Below are 16302 nucleotides of genomic sequence, written 5' to 3'. Positions count from 1 at the left end.
GCAAAATTGGTGACTTCTACTAAAACAAAACCCCTACCTGCATACGCAGATAGGGGTTTCGGAATTTAATCTTGACGATGACCTACTCTCACATGGGGAAACCCCACACTACCATCGGCGATGCATCGTTTCACTGCTGAGTTCGGGATGGGATCAGGTGGTTCCAATGCTCTATGGTCGTCAAGAAATTCGGTAGCCAGGTCGTGGGCCTTTGCAGGTTCACGCTCCAGCGAATGGGTAGGTGATAGATTTGTGTGTTGCCTTGCGAATTTTCGACTGCTGTCGTCTTCACACACCGCAATCTGGTGCCTCTTCAGGTCAGCAAATTGCTTGGGTGTTATATGGTCAAGCCTCACGGGCAATTAGTATTGGTTAGCTCAACGCCTCACAGCGCTTACACACCCAACCTATCAACGTCGTAGTCTTCGACGGCCCTTCAGGGGACTCAAGGTCCCAGTGAGATCTCATCTTGAGGCTAGTTTCCCGCTTAGATGCTTTCAGCGGTTATCTATTCCGAACATAGCTACCCGGCAATGCCACTGGCGTGACAACCGGAACACCAGAGGTTCGTCCACTCCGGTCCTCTCGTACTAGGAGCAGCCCCTCTCAAATCTCAAACGTCCACGGCAGATAGGGACCGAACTGTCTCACGACGTTCTAAACCCAGCTCGCGTACCACTTTAAATGGCGAACAGCCATACCCTTGGGACCGGCTTCAGCCCCAGGATGTGATGAGCCGACATCGAGGTGCCAAACACCGCCGTCGATATGAACTCTTGGGCGGTATCAGCCTGTTATCCCCGGAGTACCTTTTATCCGTTGAGCGATGGCCCTTCCATACAGAACCACCGGATCACTAAGACCTACTTTCGTACCTGCTCGACGTGTCTGTCTCGCAGTCAAGCGCGCTTTTGCCTTTATACTCTACGACCGATTTCCGACCGGTCTGAGCGCACCTTCGTACTCCTCCGTTACTCTTTAGGAGGAGACCGCCCCAGTCAAACTACCCACCATACACTGTCCTCGATCCGGATAACGGACCTGAGTTAGAACCTCAAAGTTGCCAGGGTGGTATTTCAAGGTTGGCTCCACGCGAACTGGCGTCCACGCTTCAAAGCCTCCCACCTATCCTACACAAGCAAATTCAAAGTCCAGTGCAAAGCTATAGTAAAGGTTCACGGGGTCTTTCCGTCTAGCCGCGGATACACTGCATCTTCACAGCGATTTCAATTTCACTGAGTCTCGGGTGGAGACAGCGCCGCCATCGTTACGCCATTCGTGCAGGTCGGAACTTACCCGACAAGGAATTTCGCTACCTTAGGACCGTTATAGTTACGGCCGCCGTTTACCGGGGCTTCGATCAAGAGCTTCGCGTTAGCTAACCCCATCAATTAACCTTCCGGCACCGGGCAGGCGTCACACCCTATACGTCCACTTTCGTGTTTGCAGAGTGCTGTGTTTTTAATAAACAGTCGCAGCGGCCTGGTATCTTCGACCGGCATGGGCTTACGCAGTAAATGCTTCACCCTCACCGGCGCACCTTCTCCCGAAGTTACGGTGCCATTTTGCCTAGTTCCTTCACCCGAGTTCTCTCAAGCGCCTTGGTATTCTCTACCCAACCACCTGTGTCGGTTTGGGGTACGGTTCCTGGTTACCTGAAGCTTAGAAGCTTTTCTTGGAAGCATGGCATCAACCACTTCGTCACCCAAAGGGTAACTCGTCATCAGCTCTCGGCCTTAGAATCCCGGATTTACCTAAGATTCCAGCCTACCACCTTAAACTTGGACAACCAACGCCAAGCTGGCCTAGCCTTCTCCGTCCCTCCATCGCAATAACCAGAAGTACAGGAATATTAACCTGTTTTCCATCGACTACGCTTTTCAGCCTCGCCTTAGGGACCGACTAACCCTGCGTCGATTAACGTTGCGCAGGAAACCTTGGTCTTTCGGCGTGGGTGTTTTTCACACCCATTGTCGTTACTCATGTCAGCATTCGCACTTCTGATACCTCCAGCAAGCTTCTCAACTCACCTTCACAGGCTTACAGAACGCTCCTCTACCGCATCACCTAAGTGATACCCGTAGCTTCGGTGTATGGTTTGAGCCCCGTTACATCTTCCGCGCAGGCCGACTCGACTAGTGAGCTATTACGCTTTCTTTAAAGGGTGGCTGCTTCTAAGCCAACCTCCTAGCTGTCTAAGCCTTCCCACATCGTTTCCCACTTAACCATAACTTTGGGACCTTAGCTGACGGTCTGGGTTGTTTCCCTTTTCACGACGGACGTTAGCACCCGCCGTGTGTCTCCCATGCTCGGCACTTGTAGGTATTCGGAGTTTGCATCGGTTTGGTAAGTCGGGATGACCCCCTAGCCGAAACAGTGCTCTACCCCCTACAGTGATACATGAGGCGCTACCTAAATAGCTTTCGAGGAGAACCAGCTATCTCCGAGCTTGATTAGCCTTTCACTCCGATCCACAGGTCATCCGCTAACTTTTCAACGGTAGTCGGTTCGGTCCTCCAGTTAGTGTTACCCAACCTTCAACCTGCCCATGGATAGATCGCCCGGTTTCGGGTCTATTCCCAGCGACTAGACGCCCTATTAAGACTCGCTTTCGCTACGCCTCCCCTATTCGGTTAAGCTCGCCACTGAAAATAAGTCGCTGACCCATTATACAAAAGGTACGCAGTCACCCAACAAAGTGGGCTCCCACTGCTTGTACGCATACGGTTTCAGGATCTATTTCACTCCCCTCTCCGGGGTTCTTTTCGCCTTTCCCTCACGGTACTAGTTCACTATCGGTCAGTCAGTAGTATTTAGCCTTGGAGGATGGTCCCCCCATATTCAGACAAAGTTTCTCGTGCTCCGTCCTACTCGATTTCATGACTAAGAGATTTTCGCGTACAGGGCTATCACCCACTATGGCCGTACTTTCCAGAACGTTCCGCTAATCTCAAAGCCACTTAAGGGCTAGTCCCCGTTCGCTCGCCACTACTAAGGGAATCTCGGTTGATTTCTTTTCCTCAGGGTACTTAGATGTTTCAGTTCCCCTGGTTCGCCTCTTAAGCCTATGTATTCAGCTTAAGATAACCATCTTATGATGGCTGGGTTCCCCCATTCAGACATCTCCGGATCAAAGTCTGTTTGCCGACTCCCCGAAGCTTTTCGCAGGCTACCACGTCTTTCATCGCCTCTGACTGCCAAGGCATCCACCGTATGCGCTTCTTCACTTGACCATATAACCCCAAGCAATCTGGTTATACTGTGAAGACGACATTCGCCGAAAATTCGCATGCTTGCTCAATTAAGAGCTACTCACAAATTTTACCTTAGCCTGATCCGTTACCAGTGAAAGTAACGTCCAGTCTATCTTTCTATCACATACCCAAATTTTTAAAGAACGATCTAATCCAAAGACTAGAAATCAACATTCACCATCATCACGATGGAATGCTCATTTCTAAGCTTTCAACAAACAGAAGCAGTAGTGGTGGAGCCAAACGGGATCGAACCGTTGACCTCCTGCGTGCAAGGCAGGCGCTCTCCCAGCTGAGCTATGGCCCCGTATTTCTACAGGTTCCCACACAAAATTGGTGGGTCTGGGCAGATTCGAACTGCCGACCTCACCCTTATCAGGGGTGCGCTCTAACCAACTGAGCTACAGACCCAATTTCGGGCTGCTTCTTATCGTCTTCTTCAATGAATCAAGCAATTCGTGTGGGAGCTTATGGAGCAGCTGATGTCGTCGATTAAGGAGGTGATCCAGCCGCAGGTTCCCCTACGGCTACCTTGTTACGACTTCACCCCAGTCATGAATCACACCGTGGTAACCGTCCTCCCGAAGGTTAGACTAGCTACTTCTGGTGCAACCCACTCCCATGGTGTGACGGGCGGTGTGTACAAGGCCCGGGAACGTATTCACCGCGACATTCTGATTCGCGATTACTAGCGATTCCGACTTCACGCAGTCGAGTTGCAGACTGCGATCCGGACTACGATCGGTTTTCTGGGATTAGCTCCACCTCGCGGCTTGGCAACCCTCTGTACCGACCATTGTAGCACGTGTGTAGCCCAGGCCGTAAGGGCCATGATGACTTGACGTCATCCCCACCTTCCTCCGGTTTGTCACCGGCAGTCTCCTTAGAGTGCCCACCATGACGTGCTGGTAACTAAGGACAAGGGTTGCGCTCGTTACGGGACTTAACCCAACATCTCACGACACGAGCTGACGACAGCCATGCAGCACCTGTCTCAATGTTCCCGAAGGCACCAATCCATCTCTGGAAAGTTCATTGGATGTCAAGGCCTGGTAAGGTTCTTCGCGTTGCTTCGAATTAAACCACATGCTCCACCGCTTGTGCGGGCCCCCGTCAATTCATTTGAGTTTTAACCTTGCGGCCGTACTCCCCAGGCGGTCAACTTAATGCGTTAGCTGCGCCACTAAGAGCTCAAGGCTCCCAACGGCTAGTTGACATCGTTTACGGCGTGGACTACCAGGGTATCTAATCCTGTTTGCTCCCCACGCTTTCGCACCTCAGTGTCAGTATCAGTCCAGGTGGTCGCCTTCGCCACTGGTGTTCCTTCCTATATCTACGCATTTCACCGCTACACAGGAAATTCCACCACCCTCTACCATACTCTAGCTTGTCAGTTTTGAATGCAGTTCCCAGGTTGAGCCCGGGGATTTCACATCCAACTTAACAAACCACCTACGCGCGCTTTACGCCCAGTAATTCCGATTAACGCTTGCACCCTCTGTATTACCGCGGCTGCTGGCACAGAGTTAGCCGGTGCTTATTCTGTCGGTAACGTCAAGACACCAACGTATTAGGTTAATGCCCTTCCTCCCAACTTAAAGTGCTTTACAATCCGAAGACCTTCTTCACACACGCGGCATGGCTGGATCAGGCTTTCGCCCATTGTCCAATATTCCCCACTGCTGCCTCCCGTAGGAGTCTGGACCGTGTCTCAGTTCCAGTGTGACTGATCATCCTCTCAGACCAGTTACGGATCGTCGCCTTGGTGAGCCATTACCTCACCAACTAGCTAATCCGACCTAGGCTCATCTGATAGCGCAAGGCCCGAAGGTCCCCTGCTTTCTCCCGTAGGACGTATGCGGTATTAGCGTCCGTTTCCGAGCGTTATCCCCCACTACCAGGCAGATTCCTAGGCATTACTCACCCGTCCGCCGCTCGCCACCAGGTACAAGTACCCGTGCTGCCGCTCGACTTGCATGTGTTAGGCCTGCCGCCAGCGTTCAATCTGAGCCATGATCAAACTCTTCAGTTCAAACATCTTTGGGTTTTTAAGAAACCCTAAACTTGGCTCAGCAATCGTTGGTTACATCTTTGATTTCTCGCGGAGTAACTTGTGATGCTGATAATCTTGTTGACTATCAGTCTGACTCCACAAGCACCCACACGAATTGCTTGATTCAGTTGTTAAAGAGCGGTTGGTTAAGAGCTTTCGTCTCAACCGAGGCGCGCATTCTACAGCAGCCTCTGTTGCTGTCAAGCGGTTATTTTCCGAAGTTTTCAAAGTTTCCTTTGCAACTTCAACCACTTGCGCTTGCGATCTCTCGTCAGCGGGAGGCGAATTCTACAGCGTTACTCGCTGCTGTCAACACCTCTTTTACCCCGCTTTCGACCGAGAAGATCGAATCGTTAAAAGAGCCAAACCACCCTGCTCTTTCAACTCCTTCTGGGCTTCGATAACCTGAAGCAACTCGCTGCCGAAAACTGCTTAACTCATTGTTTACCAAGGAGTTTTCCGTTTCGACTGCGCCGGAAGTGGGGCGAATTATAGACTTCCAGAATCTGCCGTCAACCCTTAATTGCGCTTTTCTATCAATCACTTGCAGAACGCCGGAAAACAGCCCGCTTCCCCTCTATATAGGAGAGTAAAACCACTCCCTCTATATAAAAGAAATCCTCAGAGCACCCCGGCCTCTTTCAATGCAGCCACAACGCCGGCATCCAGACCCAACACCCGCTGCAGAACCTCCAGCGTATGCTCCCCTAATAGAGGAGGCGCATTGCGATACTCCACAGGCGTTTCGGACAGTCGAATCGGACTCGCCACCTGCGGCACCATCCCGGCCAGCACATGGGGCAGCTCGATCGCCAACCCGCGCGCCTTAACCTGAGGATCCGCAAACATCTGAGCCAGATCATTGATCGGCCCGCACGGCACACCTGCTTGTTCCAGCTGCAGCACCCATTCAGCAGTTGTCTTGAACACAGTCGCCTGACGAATAAGCGGAATCAACACTGCACGATTCGCCACCCGCAACTTGTTGGTCGCAAAGCGTGGATCATCTGCCCACTGCGGCTGACCAGCCACTTCAGCAAACTTGCGAAACTGCCCGTCATTACCCACGGTGAGGATGAAGTCTCCATCCGCCGTAGGAAAGTCCTGATAAGGCACGATATTCGGATGAGCATTACCCAGGCGCTTCGGAGCATTGCCCGTAGTCAGGTAATTCATTGCCTGGTTAGCCAGACAAGCCACCTGAACATCCAGCAGCGCCATATCAATATGCTGACCGCCGCCGTCATGATCCCGATGCGCAAGCGCTGCAAGGATCGCCACGGTCGAATAGAGACCGGTCAAAATGTCCGTCAGCGCCACGCCAACTTTCACCGGCCCGGCACCCTCATCCCCTTCGGGTCGCCCCGTCAGACTCATCAGGCCGCCCAGCCCCTGGATCATGAAGTCATAACCCGCGCGCTTGGCGTAAGGGCCAGTCTGGCCAAACCCGGTAATCGAGCAATAGATCAGATTCGGATTGATCGCCTTTAGCGACTCATAGTCCAAACCATATGCCGCCAGACCACCGACCTTGAAGTTCTCGATCAGGATGTCCGACTTCGCCGCCAGATCACGCACCAGCTTCTGCCCTTCAGGCCGGGTGAAGTCGATGGTCACCGATTGCTTGTTGCGATTGGCCGACAAGTAATAGGCGGCCTCACTAGTGTTCTCGCCATAAGCGTCTTTAAGGAAGGGAGGCCCCCAGGCGCGCGTGTCATCGCCATTGCCCGGGCGCTCGACCTTGATTACCTCGGCGCCGAGGTCAGCAAGAATCTGTCCAGCCCAGGGCCCGGCCAGCACCCGCGATAAATCCAGTACCCGTAGATGCGAAAGCGCGCCCATGGCCGTTCTCCTATTAATAGAACGCCTGGATGCCAGTCTGCGCACGGCCGAGGATCAGTGCATGGACGTCATGCGTACCTTCATAGGTATTCACCACTTCCAGGTTGACCAAGTGGCGAGCAACACCGAACTCATCAGAAATACCGTTACCACCCAGCATGTCGCGCGCCATGCGAGCAATGTCCAGGGATTTGCCACAGGAATTGCGCTTCATCATCGAAGTGATCTCGACCGCCGCAGTACCTTCATCTTTCATACGACCCAGACGCAGACAGCCTTGCAGCGCCAGAGTGATTTCGGTCTGCATGTCGGCCAGTTTCTTCTGGATCAGCTGAGTGGCGGCCAGTGGGCGTCCGAACTGCTGACGATCCAAGGTGTATTGGCGAGCGGTGTGCCAGCAGAACTCGGCAGCGCCCAGTGCACCCCAGGAAATGCCGTAACGTGCCGAGTTAAGGCAAGTAAAAGGGCCTTTCAAGCCACGGACATCCGGGAAGATGTTCTCTTCAGGGACAAACACGTTGTCCATGACGATCTCGCCGGTGATAGATGCACGCAGGCCAACCTTGCCGTGAATCGCAGGAGCACTCAGGCCTTTCCAGCCCTTCTCCAGAACGAAGCCACGGATGTCGCCGGCATCGTCCTTGCCCCAGACCACGAACACATCGGCGATCGGGCTGTTGGTGATCCACATCTTGTTGCCGGTCAGGCTGTAGCCGCCTTCCACTTTGCGTGCACGAGTAATCATCGCGCCCGGGTCGGAACCGTGGTTAGGCTCGGTCAGACCGAAGCAGCCAATCCATTCGCCTGAAGCCAGTTTCGGCAGGTATTTCTGTTTCTGGGCTTCGGTACCGAATTCATTGATCGGCACCATGACCAGCGAGGACTGCACACTCATCATCGAACGATAGCCGGAGTCGACACGCTCGACTTCACGGGCGATCAGGCCGTAGCTGACGTAGTTCAGGCCACTGCCACCGTACTGCTCCGGGATAGTCGCGCCCAACAGGCCGACTTCACCCATCTCGCGGAAGATCGCCGGGTCGGTCTTTTCATGGCGGAAAGCTTCAAGAACACGCGGCGCGAGCTTCTGCTGAGCGAATTGTTCAGCAGTGTCGCGGATCATGCGTTCTTCTTCGGTGAGCTGTTGATCCAGCAGCAGGGGATCGATCCAGTTGAAGCTAGCTTTACCGCCCATGAGTGTGTCCTCTCGAATCGGGTCAAATAACGTGGGCTGATCCTAGGCCGGGTTCGGCGTTACGGCAAACGAGGATTTTGCATACTGTTGTGCTAATTTCTCACTCCGAAACATCGCAAAATAGCTTTTATGCGATGTATTAGTGAGGTTGACGTACATGCGCAGGAAAATCCCCAGCACAACAGCCCTGATCAGCTTTGAAGCGGCGGCTCGCCACGAAAGTTTTACCAAGGCAGCCCAGGAGCTTTCGCTCACTCAGGGCGCCATTTGCCGACAGATAGCCAGCCTTGAGGAGTTCCTCAGCGTAGAACTGTTCCGACGCTCACGACGCGGAGTCAAGCTGACGGAGGCCGGTCTTTCCTACAGCCGCCGGGTGGCCACCCAACTCGATGCCGTTGAACGGGACACCTTGTCGGTGATGGGCCAGCAAGGTGCCAACGTGATCGAGCTGGCGGTGGTTCCAACCTTCGGCACTCAATGGCTGTTGCCACGACTCAAGGATTTCCAGCAAAAACACCCGGAAGTGACGGTCAACCTCACCAACCGAACGCGCCCCTTCCTGTTCGCCGACACCGACTTCGATGCCGCGATCTATTTTGGCGACGCGGACTGGTCGGGTACCGAATCCCACAGGCTGATGGGGGAAAATCCGATGCCGGTGTGCAGCCCCAATCTCTTGGGGAAAAAGACAACCCTGTCTCCCGGTGAAATCGCCGAATTGCCCCTGCTGCAGCAGACCACCCGCCCTTATGCCTGGCGTCAATGGTTCAACTCCCAAAACCTAAATGTCCCACGAGACATGACAGGGCCGCGCTACGAGCTATTCTCCATGCTTGCTCAAGCCGCCATGCACGATATGGGAATAGCACTGATTCCACCGTTCCTGATTCAACGCGAACTGGCCGAGAAGCGCTTGGTCATTGCCAACGCCCAAGCGTTATCAAGCATCAAGGCGTATTACTTGATGATTCCCGAGCGAAAGGTCGAATCGGCCTCTTTAAGGGCATTTCGTGATTGGCTGGTCAATCAGGCACAGAGCTACAGCCTAGAGGGATAAGGGCTTTGCGCTATTAGCTGACCTCGTAGTCAGCAAAATCAAAGCACTACAGATATAAGTATTTGTCGCATATTCGAAGACTGTACCGACAAGCAGTACAAACGTCCCACAAGAGCCTGAAAACGTGGCCTTGAGCCTCTATTGCGGAGCAATAACGACTCATTCACCTGACCGATGTGAAAATTCTTCAATTTTTACAAGAATCCTTACAAGTCACGGCCTGCAAGGGATTGAACCGGTCAGTTGCGACATTCGGTCACGGGGTGACTTGTAGTTAATTTTCCGTCACCCGTCATAAACCCTTGAAGGGCATTAAGTTCGCCTGCAAAATGCCGCGCCCCGCCCTGATTTGGCGGGATCGTGCTGATCGGCCGCCCCCAGCCGCACCATCCGAAGTGCCTGGGTTTACTCAATAAGATCACGCAGGAGATTTGACGTGCACATTGGTGTTCCTCTCGAAACCCAGACCGGTGAAACGCGGGTTGCTGCAACCCCGGAAACCATCAAGAAGCTGATCGGCCAGGGTCATAAGGTCACTGTGCAAAGCGGCGCCGGCATTAACGCCAGCGTTGTCGACAGTGCCTATGAAGCGGCAGGCGCAATTATTGGCAGCGCCAACGATGCGTTTGGTGCCGAGCTGATTCTCAAAGTGGTCGCCCCCAGCGACAGCGAACTGACGCTGATTAAAAGCGGCACCGTTGTGGTGGGCATGCTCAACCCGTTCAGCAATGAAACCATTGCCAAGCTGGCTGAGTGCGGCATTACCGCTTTCGCACTGGAGGCCGCACCACGCACCTCCCGCGCTCAGAGCCTGGATGTGCTGTCCTCCCAAGCCAACATCGCCGGTTATAAAGCCGTGTTGCTGGCCGCTCACCACTATCCACGCTTCATGCCGATGCTGATGACCGCGGCGGGTACCGTGAAAGCGGCGCGCGTGCTGATTCTCGGCGCTGGCGTGGCTGGTTTGCAGGCCATCGCTACGGCGAAACGTCTGGGTGCAGTGATCGAAGCGTCTGACGTACGTCCTGCGGTAAAAGAGCAGATCGAATCCCTCGGCGCCAAGTTCGTCGACGTGCCGTATGAGACCGATGAAGAGCGCGAATGCGCCGTTGGTGTCGGCGGTTACGCGCGACCAATGCCCGCCAGCTGGATGCAACGTCAGGCCCTGGCCGTGCACGAACGCGCCAAGCAGGCTGACATTGTCATCACCACCGCACTGATCCCGGGCCGCAAGGCACCGACGTTGTTGAGCGCGGAAACCGTGGCGCAGATGAAGCCGGGCTCGGTGGTCATCGACCTCGCGGCAGCCCAGGGCGGTAACTGTCCGCTGACCGTGGCTGATCAGGTGGTCGTCGAGAATGGCGTGACCATTTGCGGCCCGACCAACCTGGCCGGCGCAGTCGCGGCAGACGCTTCGGCACTGTACGCGCGCAACCTGCTGGACTTCCTGAAGCTGGTCTTCAACAAAGAAGGCCAGTTCGAGATCAACCTCGAAGACGACATCGTCGCCGCGTGCCTGATGTGCCGCGACGGCCAAGTCATCCGCAAAAACGCCTAAGCAGGGATTCAGACGATGGAAGAGCTTATCTCCCCCGGTATCTACAACCTGATCATCTTCGTGCTGGCGATTTATGTCGGTTATCACGTGGTCTGGAACGTGACCCCTGCACTGCACACGCCTTTGATGGCGGTGACCAACGCAATCTCGGCGATCGTGATCGTCGGCGCCATGCTGGCAGCGGCATTGACCGTCACACCTCTGGGCAAAACCATGGGCACCCTGGCGGTAGCTCTGGCAGCGGTGAACGTATTTGGTGGCTTCCTGGTTACCCGCAGGATGCTTGAGATGTTCAAGAAAAAAGCCCCAAAAGCAGTAAAAGAAGAGGCGCCTAAGTAATGAGCATGAATCTTGTAACGACGCTCTACTTGATCGCGTCGATCTGTTTCATCCAGGCCCTCAAAGGCCTGTCGCACCCGACCACGTCGCGGCGCGGCAATGTGTACGGCATGCTCGGCATGGCATTGGCGATCCTCACCACCGTGGGCCTCGTCTATAAGCTGGGCGCCGAGTTGGCCACTGCCGGCATCGGTTACGTCATCGTAGGTCTGTTGGTCGGCGGTACCGCCGGGTCGATCATGGCCAAGCGCGTTGAAATGACCAAAATGCCGGAACTGGTCGCCTTCATGCACAGCATGATCGGTATGGCCGCGGTGTTCATTGCGATCGCTGCTGTTGTAGAGCCGCAATCGCTGGGTATCGTCAAGCAACTGGGTGATGCGATTCCTGCCGGTAACCGCCTGGAGCTATTCCTCGGTGCCGCCATCGGTGCAATCACCTTCTCCGGTTCGGTAATCGCCTTCGGCAAGCTGTCGGGCAAGTACAAGTTCCGCCTGTTCCAGGGCGCACCCGTGCAGTTCGGCGGCCAGCACAAGCTGAACCTGCTGCTGGGCCTGGCGACTCTGGGCCTCGGCGTGACCTTCATGCTGACCGGTAACCTGAACGCCTTCGCGCTGATGCTGGCCCTGGCCTTCGTGCTGGGCGTGCTGATCATCATCCCGATTGGCGGCGCGGACATGCCGGTGGTTGTGTCGATGCTCAACAGCTACTCCGGCTGGGCAGCGGCAGGTATCGGCTTCTCGCTGAACAACTCGATGCTGATCATCGCAGGTTCGCTGGTGGGTTCGTCCGGTGCGATCCTCTCGTACATCATGTGCAAGGCGATGAACCGTTCGTTCTTCAACGTACTGCTCGGTGGTTTCGGCAACACCGCGGATGCGGCCGGCCCTGCAGGCTCGAAAGAGGCCCGCCCGGTGAAATCCGGTTCGGCTGACGACGCGACCTTCCTGCTGACCAACGCCGACACCGTGATCATCGTTCCGGGTTATGGCCTGGCGGTGGCACGCGCCCAACACTCACTGATGGAGCTGGCGGAGAAGCTGACTCACCGGGGAGTCACTGTGAAGTTTGCGATCCACCCGGTCGCCGGTCGGATGCCAGGGCACATGAACGTCCTGCTGGCCGAAGCCGAAGTGCCTTACGAGCAGGTGTTCGAGATGGATGACATCAACTCCGAGTTCGGCCAGGCCGACGTGGTGCTGGTGCTCGGCGCCAACGACGTGGTCAACCCGGCGGCGAAGAACGATCCGAAATCGCCGATTGCCGGCATGCCGATCCTCGAGGCTTATAAAGCCAAGACCGTGATCGTCAACAAGCGCTCGATGGCCAGCGGCTATGCCGGTCTGGACAACGAACTGTTCTACCTGGACAAAACCATGATGGTCTTCGGCGACGCCAAGAAAGTTATCGAAGACATGGTCAAAGCCATCGAGTAAAACCTGCGGAAGCAGCAATACCCAAAACCTCAGCCTTTAGTAGGCTGGGGTTTTTTATTGCCCGCTAAAAACCGACCAAAGGCTCTAAATCAGGGCTCTGCATTCGACCATGGTAGCGGGAGGATTTTTTTTGAAATCACTAAACTGCACACCTTGCTTTCGTTGCCCGAGATAACAATCCATGTACCGTGATCGTATTCGCTTGCCTTCGTTGTTGGATAAGGTGATGAGCGCCGCTGACGCTGCCGCTCTGATTCAGGACGGCATGACCGTCGGCATGAGTGGTTTCACTCGCGCCGGCGAAGCCAAAGCCGTGCCCCACGCATTGGCCGAACGCGCCAAAATCACCCCGCTGAAAATCACGCTGATGACCGGCGCCAGCCTGGGCAACGACCTCGATAAACAGCTCACCGAAGCCGGCGTATTGTCACGTCGCATGCCCTTCCAGGTCGACAGCACCCTGCGCAAGGCCATTAATGCCGGCGAAGTGATGTTCATTGATCAACATCTCTCGGAAACCGTTGAGCAGTTGCGCAACCAGCAGCTCAAACTGCCGGACATCGCGGTGATTGAGGCCGTAGCGATCACCGAGCAGGGCCATATCGTGCCGACCACTTCGGTGGGTAACTCGGCCAGCTTCGCGATTTTCGCCAAACAGGTAATCGTCGAGATCAACCTGGCGCACAACCCGAATCTCGAAGGTCTGCACGACATCTATATCCCGACCTATCGGCCGACCCGCACGCCGATCCCGCTGGTAAAGGTCGACGATCGCATTGGCAGCACTGCCATCCCGATTCCGCCGGAAAAGATCGTCGCTATCGTGATCACCAATCAGTCTGACTCGCCGTCCACCGTGCTGCCGCCGGACGTTGATACCCAGGCCATTGCCGACCACTTGATCGACTTCTTCAAGCAGGAAGTGGCTGCCGGGCGCATGACCAACAAGCTCGGCCCTCTGCAAGCCGGGATTGGCAACATCGCCAACTCGGTGATGTGCGGGCTGATCGACTCGCCGTTCGAAGACCTGACGATGTACTCCGAAGTGCTTCAGGACTCGACCTTCGACCTGATCGACGCCGGCAAGCTGAGCTTTGCTTCGGGTAGTTCGATCACCTTGTCGAGCCGTCGCAATACCGATGTTTTCGGCAACCTTGAGCGCTACAAAGACAAACTGGTCCTGCGCCCGCAAGAAATTTCCAACCACCCGGAAGTGGTGCGCCGGCTCGGCATCATCGGCATCAACACGGCGCTTGAGTTCGACTTGTACGGCAACGTCAACTCCACCCACATCTGCGGCACGCGGATGATGAACGGCATCGGCGGCTCGGGCGATTTTGCGCGCAATGCGCATTTGGCGATCTTCGTGACCAAATCGATCGCCAAGGGCGGCGCGATCTCCAGCGTGGTGCCGATGGTCAGCCACGTTGATCACACTGAGCATGACGTCGACATCCTTGTCACCGAGATAGGTCTGGCGGACTTGCGTGGCCTGGCGCCGCGAGAACGCGCTCGGGTCATCATCGACAACTGCGTGCACCCGGACTATCGCCAGGCCTTGGATGACTACTTCACAGCCGCTTGTGCACTCGGCGGGCACACGCCGCATATCCTGCGCGATGCCCTGAGCTGGCACATCAACCTGGAAGAAACCGGGCGAATGCTGGCGGTGTAATTGGTACAGATAGCAGCTGACGCAAACACAGTTTCGTCAGCTTGCTGTTGCCAGACCAAATCCTGAATAAAACTGTACTGCTGTACCGGTCTTTTCCTACCGTAATTGCCTACCTTTTCGAGCCGACCAAGCAAAAACGCACGATATTAGTGCAGACAAGTACAGTTGCCTCAATTTCGACCAGTACACCATCCTTTAACAGTTAACTGGTCCCTCACAATACAGGTGAACTGTATCTAGAGAGACTGGCCAAACGAGAGGATCATTGGCATCAGTTAAACCACTACCTAATCCCGCCATAAGCGGAAGGATGTCAACCATGGAACGTACACTCAGTTCCGAGCTGTTTTTCGAAGACAACGCTGTAAAAACCCAGGCTTCCACGCCTCTTCGCGTTCTCGCCAACCTGATGCTGTGGCAGCGCCGCATCTCCAGCCGCCATCAACTGGCTCGTCTGGATTCGCGTCTGCTGGCTGACGCAGGGATTAGCGAAGCACAACGCTACGAAGAGCTGAGCAAGCCGTTCTGGCGCTAAGTTAGCGTCGCTGGCTCTGACCCACCGGGTCCACCGCCAGCAACCAAATTGAAAAAACAAAGCCCGTCGTGGGAAACCGCGACGGGTTTTGTCGTTTTGGACCCTCAACATGGGTCATACAGTAGAGACTCAGCCTGACAAGTACAGTTTTACTAACACAACAACTTAACCAGTACAATTTAAGCTCAGTGTGTCTGTTGCAAAAGTGAGGAGGATCACCATGAAATCCCGAACTGCCGGCAAAAGGACCGCGCCATGAATCACTTACTGGATGTTTCCGTTTCCACGCCTCCATTAACGCCTCGTTTCCTCTGGTTTCGTAGATTACTGAGGGGCGTTGCCAATAACCTGGGAAGGGCCCGAACCCGGCGTTTACTGGGCCAACTTGATGACCGGCAACTCTCAGACCTGAACATCAGCCACGCGGATCGTCTCAACGAATTGGATAAACCGTTCTGGCGCTAGCTTCCTGCTTGAACAGAGGGGACTGTTCGAACCGACACTCATAGGCCTAATATCCAGATGAAACGTGGCGAACGCTGCATGATTGGCGTCTGACTCAACAGACACTGCGCCACCTCTCAATCAGTTTTCCCAAAGGAGTTTCACCATGTCCCGTCTTCGTCTGCTCAGCGCTGCAGCCCTGCTTGCCGTGGCCGCCAATTCCCACGCTACCAGCTTTATCGTGACCACCGATGCCGTCGTCGGCGCGCTCAAGGCCACGTCCGATGCGACCTCCGATGTCACTTCTTCCTTTCGCGATGACAAAATCGTACGCGCTGCCCGTGATGACGCCGCCAGCTTCGTGGCCAGCGAAGGCGCCATTCGTGGTGTGAAACTGGAAAGCGCACTCGACCATATTCGCCACCAGGCACCTCAGCTGAACGCGACTGACGCACAACTGGCGCAAGCCATACTGACTATCTAAGCGACATCACTGACGTGGGACACGCCAGCCGTGTCCCAATGTTTCGGCGCTGGCTCTAGACCAGGCGTTGCGCTAGCCTTGCGACTCGCCTTCAACTATCGAGTCTCATGCGTTTTCTTTCAAATCTGTTGATCTCTCCGCTTTTCGTGGCAGCCTGCTGGGCGGGCTCGGTCCATGCCTATGACGCCTTCAATCTATCTACACAAGGCATCGTGGCTACCGGCTACGCCACAAGCATGGTGACCTCCGCCCCCTTCGACCGTAAGCTGCTAGTCGCGGCACAAGATGACGCTGCGGCGTTCATCGCCAGTGGCGGCCAACTGCGAGGAGCACAACTGGAGTCCGCCCTGATTTATCTGCGCCGGACCCAGCCAAAACTTCGTGCCAGCGACCTTGAACTGGCGCAGGCAATTCTCGTCCAATAGTTATC

General features: G+C 55.1%; 12 protein-coding genes, 2 tRNA genes and 3 rRNA genes. 10 read left to right on the top strand and 7 right to left on the bottom strand.

The window, feature by feature from the left end; all coding sequences use genetic code 11:
- Positions 1-69: 69 nt before the first annotated feature.
- The 5 genes from rrf to ACMXYI_RS07535 all read right to left on the bottom strand — a co-directional run bounded on the left by rrf (position 70) and on the right by ACMXYI_RS07535 (position 5286).
- Positions 70-185: ribosomal RNA gene (rrf, locus tag ACMXYI_RS07555) — 5S ribosomal RNA — on the bottom strand.
- A 156-nt stretch (positions 186-341) separates the two neighbouring features.
- Positions 342-3233, bottom strand: a 23S ribosomal RNA gene (locus tag ACMXYI_RS07550).
- A 252-nt stretch (positions 3234-3485) separates the two neighbouring features.
- Positions 3486-3561: transfer RNA gene (locus ACMXYI_RS07545), tRNA-Ala, on the bottom strand.
- Positions 3562-3588: 27 nt separating this feature from the next.
- Positions 3589-3665: transfer RNA gene (locus ACMXYI_RS07540), tRNA-Ile, on the bottom strand.
- A gap of 82 nt (positions 3666-3747) precedes the next feature.
- Positions 3748-5286 (bottom strand): 16S ribosomal RNA (locus ACMXYI_RS07535).
- Together the 16S, 23S and 5S rRNA genes with 2 tRNA genes alongside form the textbook arrangement of a ribosomal RNA operon.
- 32 nt (positions 5287-5318) lie before the next feature.
- Here ACMXYI_RS07535 and ACMXYI_RS07530 point away from each other — a divergent pair.
- The gene (locus ACMXYI_RS07530; protein ID WP_415772541.1) at positions 5319-5711 is read left to right on the top strand and encodes a hypothetical protein; all 393 of its coding nucleotides are present in this window, start codon (positions 5319-5321) and stop codon (positions 5709-5711) included.
- Between the two features lie 217 nt (positions 5712-5928).
- Here ACMXYI_RS07530 and ACMXYI_RS07525 read toward each other — a convergent pair whose 3' ends face one another.
- Both ACMXYI_RS07525 and ACMXYI_RS07520 read right to left on the bottom strand, forming a co-directional pair.
- Complete coding sequence (locus tag ACMXYI_RS07525; RefSeq protein ID WP_415772540.1) at positions 5929-7149, bottom strand: CaiB/BaiF CoA transferase family protein; 1221 nt, start codon at positions 7147-7149, stop codon at positions 5929-5931.
- A gap of 13 nt (positions 7150-7162) precedes the next feature.
- Positions 7163-8344: an acyl-CoA dehydrogenase gene (locus tag ACMXYI_RS07520; protein WP_076029106.1), complete on the bottom strand. Its 1182-nt coding sequence runs from the start codon at positions 8342-8344 to the stop codon at positions 7163-7165.
- Between the two features lie 157 nt (positions 8345-8501).
- Between ACMXYI_RS07520 and ACMXYI_RS07515 the strand changes: the two genes are divergently transcribed.
- The 9 genes from ACMXYI_RS07515 to ACMXYI_RS07475 all read left to right on the top strand — a co-directional run bounded on the left by ACMXYI_RS07515 (position 8502) and on the right by ACMXYI_RS07475 (position 16297).
- A complete protein-coding gene (locus ACMXYI_RS07515) occupies positions 8502-9401 on the top strand; it encodes a LysR family transcriptional regulator (protein ID WP_415772538.1) in 900 nt (299 codons plus the stop codon).
- A gap of 436 nt (positions 9402-9837) precedes the next feature.
- Positions 9838-10959, top strand: a complete 1122-nt coding sequence (locus ACMXYI_RS07510) for a Re/Si-specific NAD(P)(+) transhydrogenase subunit alpha (protein ID WP_046044834.1) — start codon at positions 9838-9840, stop codon at positions 10957-10959.
- Between the two features lie 15 nt (positions 10960-10974).
- Entirely contained in the window at positions 10975-11298 is a 324-nt protein-coding gene (locus ACMXYI_RS07505; RefSeq protein ID WP_003187010.1) for an NAD(P) transhydrogenase subunit alpha, read from the top strand.
- Positions 11298-12734: an NAD(P)(+) transhydrogenase (Re/Si-specific) subunit beta gene (locus ACMXYI_RS07500; RefSeq protein WP_415772536.1), complete on the top strand. Its 1437-nt coding sequence runs from the start codon at positions 11298-11300 to the stop codon at positions 12732-12734. Before ACMXYI_RS07505 ends, ACMXYI_RS07500 begins: the two co-directional genes overlap by 1 nt.
- A 181-nt stretch (positions 12735-12915) precedes the next feature.
- A complete protein-coding gene (locus ACMXYI_RS07495) occupies positions 12916-14409 on the top strand; it encodes an acetyl-CoA hydrolase/transferase family protein (protein WP_415772534.1) in 1494 nt (497 codons plus the stop codon).
- Positions 14410-14728: 319 nt separating this feature from the next.
- On the top strand, positions 14729-14944 hold the full coding sequence (locus tag ACMXYI_RS07490) for a DUF1127 domain-containing protein (RefSeq protein WP_008154465.1): 216 nt from the start codon (positions 14729-14731) through the stop codon (positions 14942-14944).
- 255 nt (positions 14945-15199) lie between these two features.
- Positions 15200-15409, top strand: coding sequence for a DUF1127 domain-containing protein (locus ACMXYI_RS07485; RefSeq protein WP_415772533.1), 210 nt, complete (start codon positions 15200-15202; stop codon positions 15407-15409).
- Between the two features lie 145 nt (positions 15410-15554).
- A complete protein-coding gene (locus ACMXYI_RS07480) occupies positions 15555-15872 on the top strand; it encodes a DUF2388 domain-containing protein (protein WP_008044656.1) in 318 nt (105 codons plus the stop codon).
- Positions 15873-15979: 107 nt separating this feature from the next.
- Positions 15980-16297 carry a DUF2388 domain-containing protein gene (locus tag ACMXYI_RS07475; RefSeq protein ID WP_415772531.1) on the top strand — a complete coding sequence of 106 codons (318 nt, stop codon included), beginning with the start codon at positions 15980-15982 and terminating at the stop codon, positions 16295-16297.
- Positions 16298-16302: the final 5 nt, after the last annotated feature.

The organism is Pseudomonas lyxosi (genome assembly GCF_047758685.1).
GTDB classification, from domain to species: domain Bacteria; phylum Pseudomonadota; class Gammaproteobacteria; order Pseudomonadales; family Pseudomonadaceae; genus Aquipseudomonas; species Aquipseudomonas lyxosi.
This window is presented reverse-complemented; position numbering and strand designations above follow the sequence as displayed.